The organism is Mesorhizobium sp. M7A.F.Ca.CA.002.04.1.1, from assembly GCF_004022805.1.
GTDB lineage: Bacteria > Pseudomonadota > Alphaproteobacteria > Rhizobiales > Rhizobiaceae > Mesorhizobium > Mesorhizobium ciceri.
The window spans coordinates 1-7,385 of sequence record NZ_RZPL01000234.1 but is presented as its reverse complement, the minus strand read 5'-3'; the positions used below and the strand labels follow the sequence as shown (position 1 = coordinate 7,385).

The window sequence follows — 7,385 nt, the reverse complement described above, 5'->3', positions numbered from 1 at the left end:
ACCATGGACCTGGCGCTGAAGGACCTCGGCTTCGCGCTGGCGATGGGCAGGGAATTCAGACTGCCGCTCCAACTGGCGCCGCTTGTGAGTGAGATTTTCCAGATGGGCAAACAGGAATATGGCGGCAGCGCCTGGTCCACCCAGATCGTCAAATTGCTCGAGGATGCCGTCGATACCGACCTGCGCGCGCCCGGTTTTCCGGCCAAGCTGGAACTCTGACATCAGCCAGTTATCAAGCGATTTCAGGACGTTGGATTGATGGGCGGATTCATCTGAATCAATCTGTCAACGGCTTGATTCAGTATCTGAGCGTCAATGCACCCGGCAGGATCTCGAAGGTCGCGGGTATGCGTCCCGGCGACTCGCCGTCTATATCGACCAGGGCGCCATTCTCTGACGCATCGCCGAGCGGCTCGACCACCACTTTCCTGCCGCGCAGGATGGTGATCGCCGGATGGTTGCGGTGCCGGCCGCCATAGAGCAGCCGGATGTCCCAGATCAGCTTCAGCTTGCCGGCGGCGCGCAGGATGACGATGTCGAACTGCCCGTCGGTCAGGTCGGCATCCGGCGCGATCATCATGCCGCCGCCAAAGAACTTTCCATTGGCGACCGCCACCAGCGCCATGCGCGCTTCGACGGGTGCGCCGTCATCGACCGTGATCCTGACGTCCTGAAAACGGTAGCGGATGAACTCCACCACGGTGCGCCACAGGAACAGTGCCTTGGCCGACATCCTGCCCTTGCGCTTGTCGGCATTGACGGCGCGGTCGGTGGCGCCGGACAGGCCGAGACTGGCGATGTTGATGAAGTGCCGGCTGGCCAGCGCGCCGTGATCGTCGATGTAGCCGATGCGCCCGGCATCGACCTTGCGACCCTTGGCTTCGGCCAACCGCTTCAGCACGGCATCCACCTCTTTCGGCAGGCCGAGCCCGCGCGCGAAATCGATGCCGGTGCCGCACGGCAACAGGCCAAGTTCAGTGATCCGGCCGCTCTCCTGGGCCGCCTGCAGAAGCCCGTCGGCCACTTCGCTGGCGGTGCCGTCACCGCCGGCCGCAATCACCAGATCGAAGCCAATCATTGCGAGATCGATTGCCAGCCTTTCGGCATCGCCTTCGGCCTGCGTTTCGCGCAGCTCGAATTCGCCGAAATGCTTTTTCAGCGACACGGCAACATCAGGCCAATGCCGTTTCAGCCGGCCGCCACCGGCAATCGGGTTGAGAACCACTCCGACTTTCAAAATACCCGCCCTCCCCGGCGCCGGACATGCAGGTCCGATCCTTTGCCGGCATTGAAGCCCGCGACCACCGGCGGAGCAAGGGGCGCTGTCGGCTCGTACGCAAAAAAGCGGGCGGGCTGTCTAAAGCAGCCGGCGCTCGAATTCCCCGGTTTGTGGCTAACGATCCCCGGTAATCCCGCTATCCACAGGGCAGCGGCCATTCCCCAGGACCCTTACTCGGTGTACATTAAACCCATCTCAGGCGGCTACCGATCATCAAGCCGAAAGGCGAAGTGAAAGGCGGATTTCCTGAGGCCCGTACGGCCCGAAGCGAGAGCAGGCTTGCCTGTTTCGAGGGACGGAGCCGAGACCTACGGGGCCGCGGAAAGCGTGCCAACGCCGACGGCGGACCGATGCTGCCATGAAGGACGGCAAAAACCTTCGATGGTGCGCAGGGCAAAGCTCGCAAGGGTGGAGACCGGCGTGGTCCCGAACGGACGCTGCTCTCGGGCGGCGGACTGGCAGGACCGTCAAAATCAAGGCCGGCAAGGCGCGACGACTTTACGGAAGTTGCTGCCGCGACCGTGTCCTGATCTGACAGGGAGGCGCTGGGAGAAATCCCGGCGCCGACTGTCTTTTTGGCCCCCCGATGCCCTTTGGCGGCGATCTTGCGAGCGCCGCTTCTCCACGCGCTAAAATCGGTTAGTATCGCCTGGTCAGAGCCCGTTTGAAAACGCGCTCTGCCGAGTCGGATGGCGTGGTTTTCGAGAACCGAAGCGCAGCGGACCTTTGAGTCCGTGAGCATCGGAAGCGCAGAAAACCGCGTCAGGCGGCCGGCAGAGTAGCGTTTACAAATGGGCTTGTAGAAGGGGGATACTTCATGACGCTCGTCCAGAAGCTTGCCGTTGCCTATGCCTTCCTATTCTTCGGCGTCGTCGCCATCGGCTACATACCGGCCTTCAACGATGCCGACGGCAATCTGTTCGGCCTGTTCTCGCTGCAATGGTACGATGATCTGCTGCACGCCTTCTCCGGCGTCTGGGCGCTGGCCGCCGCCTTCATCTCGCACCGCCAGGCAGTGTTCTATTTCAAGCTGTTCGGCTCGGTCTACCTTTTCGACGGCGTGCTCGGGCTGGTCACCGGTTCCGGCTGCCTCGATGCCGGTATCTTCATCAACGGCTTCCGCTCTCTCAACGATATCGAATTCCCGGCCCGCTTCTTCGCCAACCTGCCGCACATCGTCATCGGCGGCTTCGCCGTCTATGTCGGCTTCCGGCTAGCCAGGCGCGTACACGACCACTTCGCCACGGCCTGATCGGGCATGTTCCTGTTCCGCTGGCTGAAGCGCCTCATCAAGACGATCCTCTGGCTGATCGTCGTCGTCATCCTCATCCCGATCGCCGGGCTGAGCTACGGCTTCCTGACGACGTCGTCGCTCGACAAGACGCCGCTGCCCGGCATTGCCGACGGCGCCCCGCCCAAGGCGCTGGCCGACAAGGTCCGCGCCGAGATCCCCGGCTACCAGCGGCCGGAGGAATCAACCTTCCTCACCTATCCGGAATGGGCGATCGTCTACGCCGCACGCGAATATGCCGGCTTCGTCGACAAGGACCAGCCGAGCGGCTTCCCCTACTGGTCCTATATCGGCCGCTTCTGGCAGGACTACGCCATGGTCATCCGCGCCAGCGCTCCCTACAAATTCAACTATGCCAACCACCAGATGCTGGTCATCATCGGCACCAGCCACTCGATCGAGCATATATTGCAGTGGGCCTATGAGAACACGGTCGGCCGCATCACCGAGGCGACAACGGCCAAGCGCACCGCCGCCGACATTTATCAGGCCAAGGTCGCGGCGGACTATGCCGCGTTTCTCGACCAGGTGCCCTGGTATCAGTTCCCGTATGCCGACAAGCGTGCCGGCCTGTTTGCCGTGCAGCCGGTGCCGGGCGACAGCTCCGTCCGCACCAGCGAACGCAAGCTGGCGTTCGGCCTCGCCGACACCATCAAGCAGGGCTATGCCGACCTGATAAAAAAGGCCCTCGCTGCCACGATGGACCCCGCCTTGCTCGACATCCATGTCTGGGCCAAGGGGCCCGTCGGCGAAGCCACGCGCAACGAGCCCGACACCTTGCTCGAACGCGACATGGGCGCTGACGGCACCATCTTCGTCACCAGGCGCTATCAGGTCTTCACCGAAATGATCCTGCGCCTGATCGACAAGGGCGTCTCCTTCGTCGAGATCGGCGGCAATGACGAGATCATGGCCACGGTGCTCTCCACCGATACGATCGCCATTCCCGAAGGCATGCACATCCTGTTCAGCTATCCGCTGCCGGCCGATCAATCCACGCGCCGCACCGGCATGATCGTTGCCGTGCGCAAACTGCATCTCGTGCTGCCGGCGCTGATCAAGTCCGGCGCCAGGCTCGAACACGTCTACGATTACTGAGGCCTTTCGGTCACGCCCGGCCAAGATTAGGCATTTCCTGGGCTCCGCCACGCCCATTCCACAATCGCGGCCAAATCCCGCCTTGTTCGCGCGCGAAGGAATGGGAAGAAATGGAAGGGCTGCCGGGGGGCATCTCGAAGGGACAAGACCGTGATCAAGACCGCCCTTGTCGCCATGACCATTGTCGGCTGCGACTGCGACGCCAAGCTTTGCGAATATATCGGCGAGACGCCGGCCAAATGGTCGACCGTCGCCGAGTGCGAAGCGGCGATGAAGAGCCAGATGCTGCACGAGCGCAATTTCAACTATCCGCTCGTCTCCGGCATTTGCCGCACGAAGGGTTCGTCGTCCTCTTCGCAGCTGGCCGCGACCGCATCGCGCCCGGAATTGAAGCCCGCCAGCCGCGTCGTCAGAACCGAAAGCCCGCTGCCGCCGGAACTCAGCCACCGGCCGAGCGTCTCGGTCGGTTCGCCGACGACCGCCATGGAAGCCGACGCCGCCCGGCCCGTTGCCTATGAACAGGTGGTCGATGGCGGAACCGGTGTGCTCTATCGCACCAAGAACGGCTACGCCGTGGTCAAGACCGATCTCGGCCGCGCCGCCTCGGCAACCGCCGACGCCGCGAAGCGCTCTGTGAACTGGCTGGCCGGACTGGTGCCGAAGGGGCTGTAGGCCCGCTGGCGTCTCGGTTCGACGACCGCGTGATCAGGCAGGCACATAGGTCAACCTGATCACGTCGTCGCCAATCAAATCGCTGGCCACAAAGCGAAGCGGCGGCCGGGGGCCGGCGAAGAATGGCTTGCCATGACCAAGCACGAACGGATGGAGGTAGAGTTGGTACGCATCTACAAGACCAAGGTCGGTCAGGCTTCGTGCCAGGCCTGGTCCAGAAACTGAAATCTCCCCGACGAGCTTAGCCTTAAGCCCGCGTATCACCGCCTCGACGTCATCCGCGACAAGTGTTGCGTTAGGGCCGGCCGACTTCAGAGAGCGCGACACAACCCACTTCGGTTGGCTCCGCCACGCCGCCGCGAATTCATGCGCCTCCGCGCTCCACTCAGGACTGTCTTCGTCCCAATAGCGCATGACCTCGTACATGCCGCGACCGTACACACTGCCGCTCAAATTGCGCACTTGCTCTATCCAGTGACGAAAGATCGTCGGGCCCGACGGCATTTTCTGGTGGTCGACATAGCCGTCGAGTGACTGGTTCATTCTGAAAATGAGCTTCGCCATGCTGCAGGATCTCCAACCCGGGGTCTTCAGAATAACTTGAGCCGCCGTTACGCAAAACCCCAGCCGAAATCCAAACTGAGACACGATCCTAGTCCGGCCTGAACCTGACTTTCAGGCTCTGCCAGAACTTGTCGACAAGCGGCTTTTCGGTCGCTGCATCCTCGCCGGCAATGCGGGTGATGAACAGCAGCCCCCGATCGGCCAGGCCGAAGCCGACGATCTCGAAATCGGCGGTGTCGGTGCGTGTCTTCACCTCGGCCCGGATCCCGGTCAATTCCTTGCCGTCGGCGAGTTTGCGCGTGGTCGGCCCCTGCGTCAGCTTGGCGCCGGCCTGCACCGATTGCCTGGTCATCTCCTGCAGCATCAATTGGTTGAGCGACACCGGATTCATGGCGCCATACTCCTGCACGACGACGATCGTGCCCAGCGCCGAGGCCATCAGATACTGCGTGATGTCATCGCCGAGATCGGTCTTGGTCACCGAAATGCCGCTGGGGTGGACGAAGGAAAAATCGCTGCCGGAAAAGGTAGCGAAGTCGTTGCGCGCGAGCGTCACCTTGCTCTGCTTGCCGCCGGGCAGCGTCACATCGGCGCTCTCGCCGGGATCGATATCGACCGTCACGCCGTCGATGGTCAGCTTGAAGGCCTTGAGATCCTCGCCTCCGGCCGGTCCGGCGCACAGCGCGATGAGGGTGAGTGCCGCCGCCGATACCATCCGCATGGCTGTTCTCCTGCTTCTTACGACACCCCGCTCAGCGCCTTGATGGCACGGTAGAAGGTCGAGGAAAACAGTTCCGTTGGGTCATACTGCCGCTTCGCCGCCAGGAAGGCCGGCAGTTCGGGATAGGAGGCCAGCAATTCCCTGGCCGTATAATGCAGCTGGTAAGGCAGGAAGAAGCGCCCGCCATGCTTGATCGTCACGTCGATCAGCGCCCGCGTCAGCGCCCGCATCCTGGCATTGCCGTCGGCATCGGTCGGCTGGTTGACGTAGAGCACCAGCGAATAGGCCGGCTCCGGCGCGTAGGTCAGCGCCACATCCTCCCTGTGGACGATGCGCACCGAAGCATTGAGCACCGGCAGCGTCTGCTTGCGCAGGATCTCGCGCGCTTCCGCGATGAATTCGACATAGGCGGCACGCGGAATAAAATATTCGTGCAGGATGTCGGTCTCTTCCATCTGATCGTTGAACAGATAGGGCACCGAATCGTGCATCGGGTTGTTGCGGGTGACGAGACAGGCCTCGCCCTCGGCCATGGCCGAGGTGCGCGCCACCGTGCAGCTTTCGAATTTCGGCTCCAGTGTCTTTTCGGTGAACCACTTCAATTCCTGGAACAGGCTGCCCCATTTCGCCAGGTTGATGATCACCCGCTTCAACCCGACCGATCCCGGTTCGCCGATCTCGGGCTGATCGGCCGGCGGCCGCTCGGCCACCTTGTCGTAACGGTAGACGATCATGTCCTCGAGGAAATTGCCGGGCGCCGTCGACAGATGGCCGTAGAACAGGCCGATATCCTTGTTCGGCTCCAGCACCTTGGCGAAGAATTCCGGAAAATCGTCCGATTTGATGATTTCGCGCGAGGTGCGGTAGACGGCGTTGTCGACGATGTCGAGCGTCGCCTCCAGCACCACGCCGAACAGGCCGTAACCGCCGACGACGTGGCGGAACAGATCGGTGTTCTCGGTCGGCGAGCAGGTCGTCACCGAACCGTCGGCCAGCATCACCCGCATCGAGCGGATCGAGCCCGCCACCGAACCCGCCTGGTGGTCCATGCCATGCGCATTGGCCGACAGCGAACCGCCGACCGAGAAGATGTCGGTCGACTGCATCGCCTTCACCGCGAAGTGCGGATGCAGAAGGTTCTGGATGTCATGCCAGCGCGCGCCCGGCTGCAGGGTCATGGTCTTGGCCGCCGCATCGACGGTGACCCTGTTGAACTTTCTGAGGTCGAGCACCAGCGCGTTGTCGTCGAAGGCATGCCCGCCCATGGAATGGCGGATGGCGGCCAGCGATATTTTCAGCCCATTGGCACGCGCGAAGGCCAGGGCCTTGGCGATGTGCTCGTCCCCGCTGACCTCGACCACGCCGTAGACCGGCGTCATCGACAGGCCGCTGGCATCGTTGATGTCACCACCCTTTGCCGACCAGGGCAGTGACGCATCGAAGGCCGGCGCATTGTCCAGCGGCTTCAGAGGCAGCGCGAAGCCGTCTATATCGGCTATCCGTCCTGCGTTCTTCGGCCCCGAAGGTCCGCGTGCCAGCCGCGCCACCGTGTTGCCGCCCCACAGCACCGCGCCGCCGACGACAGCCGCACCCAGCAGCAATCGCCGCGACAGGCGAAACCCTTTTTGCTCGTCGGCCATGACTATCCCCCGGTGGCCAAGGGATAGCGCGGCTCTTTGGCAAAAACCATAGCGGCGCCGCCGGGACGGCGGTTTGCCTGGCGTCGAGGGTGAAGGGCACGAAAATGGCCGGTCCCCGGA

At 62.8% G+C, this 7,385-nt stretch carries 8 protein-coding genes; 4 read left to right on the top strand and 4 right to left on the bottom strand.

Annotation, left to right across the window (positions count from 1 at the left end; genetic code table 11):
- The coding region (locus ENZ75_RS14425; RefSeq protein WP_164887822.1) for an NAD-binding protein at positions 1 to 219 on the top strand (219 nt) is incomplete at its 5' end.
- A 79-nt stretch (positions 220 to 298) separates the two neighbouring features.
- Here the strand turns inward: ENZ75_RS14425 and ENZ75_RS14420 are convergent.
- On the bottom strand, positions 299 to 1,237 hold the full coding sequence (locus tag ENZ75_RS14420) for a diacylglycerol kinase family protein (RefSeq protein WP_063168825.1): 939 nt from the start codon (positions 1,235 to 1,237) through the stop codon (positions 299 to 301).
- A gap of 859 nt (positions 1,238 to 2,096) precedes the next feature.
- Between ENZ75_RS14420 and ENZ75_RS14410 the strand changes: the two genes are divergently transcribed.
- The 3 genes from ENZ75_RS14410 to ENZ75_RS14400 all read left to right on the top strand — a co-directional run bounded on the left by ENZ75_RS14410 (position 2,097) and on the right by ENZ75_RS14400 (position 4,340).
- The gene (locus ENZ75_RS14410; protein ID WP_013530043.1) at positions 2,097 to 2,531 is read left to right on the top strand and encodes a DUF4383 domain-containing protein; all 435 of its coding nucleotides are present in this window, start codon (positions 2,097 to 2,099) and stop codon (positions 2,529 to 2,531) included.
- Between the two features lie 6 nt (positions 2,532 to 2,537).
- Positions 2,538 to 3,668 (top strand): hypothetical protein, encoded by a 1,131-nt coding sequence (locus ENZ75_RS14405; protein ID WP_063168826.1) that lies wholly within the window; start codon positions 2,538 to 2,540, stop codon positions 3,666 to 3,668.
- A gap of 150 nt (positions 3,669 to 3,818) precedes the next feature.
- Positions 3,819 to 4,340: a hypothetical protein gene (locus ENZ75_RS14400; protein WP_023809774.1), complete on the top strand. Its 522-nt coding sequence runs from the start codon at positions 3,819 to 3,821 to the stop codon at positions 4,338 to 4,340.
- A 33-nt stretch (positions 4,341 to 4,373) separates the two neighbouring features.
- Here ENZ75_RS14400 and ENZ75_RS14395 read toward each other — a convergent pair whose 3' ends face one another.
- The 3 genes from ENZ75_RS14395 to ENZ75_RS14385 all read right to left on the bottom strand — a co-directional run bounded on the left by ENZ75_RS14395 (position 4,374) and on the right by ENZ75_RS14385 (position 7,265).
- Complete coding sequence (locus ENZ75_RS14395; protein ID WP_027162137.1) at positions 4,374 to 4,904, bottom strand: dihydrofolate reductase family protein; 531 nt, start codon at positions 4,902 to 4,904, stop codon at positions 4,374 to 4,376.
- An 88-nt stretch (positions 4,905 to 4,992) separates the two neighbouring features.
- Positions 4,993 to 5,625, bottom strand: coding sequence for a hypothetical protein (locus ENZ75_RS14390; RefSeq protein WP_063168827.1), 633 nt, complete (start codon positions 5,623 to 5,625; stop codon positions 4,993 to 4,995).
- 17 nt (positions 5,626 to 5,642) lie between these two features.
- On the bottom strand, positions 5,643 to 7,265 hold the full coding sequence (locus ENZ75_RS14385; RefSeq protein WP_063168828.1) for an FAD-binding oxidoreductase: 1,623 nt from the start codon (positions 7,263 to 7,265) through the stop codon (positions 5,643 to 5,645).
- Positions 7,266 to 7,385: the final 120 nt, after the last annotated feature.